At 64.5% G+C, this 467-nt stretch carries 1 pseudogene; it reads left to right on the forward strand.

The features are described from left to right. Positions 1-381 (forward strand): annotated as a pseudogene (locus ACYPXD_RS07240) (hypothetical protein); the annotation flags it as partial. Positions 382-467 lie beyond the last annotated feature (86 nt).

Raw genomic sequence — 467 nt, forward strand, 5'->3', positions numbered from 1 at the left:
ACGGGTGGCGCGATCGAAGCCGGTTCGGTCACGGCGTTCGGCACCGGCGACGTGTATGTCGGGGCGGGCTCGGCGATTATCAGCGCCTCGGGTTCGGCGGTGAAGGTCGGCGGCAAATTTACCGTGTTGCCGGGCGCAACGCTCGAGATGGATGTCGACGGTTCGGGCGGCGGGCAACTGAATGTCGGTGGCCAGCTGACGTTTGCGGGCAGCACGCTGCATGTGAAGTTCGCGAATGGCTTCACGCCGAAGGCCGGCGATACGATCGCGCTGATGACGGGCGGCGTCGGCAATCAGCAGTTCTCGACGGTGACGGTGGACGGATTCAATGCGTCGGCGGTCTATTCGAACGGAACGGTGTCGATCCGTATCAATTCGTAGGCGAATTCGTAAGCGCGCATCGGCGAACCCGCGCGCCGGGTGTACGGGCACACCTCGCGCGGGTAAAGCCGGCAACGGTCTCAACG

It is taken from the genome of Paraburkholderia sp. 2C, assembly GCF_054589215.1.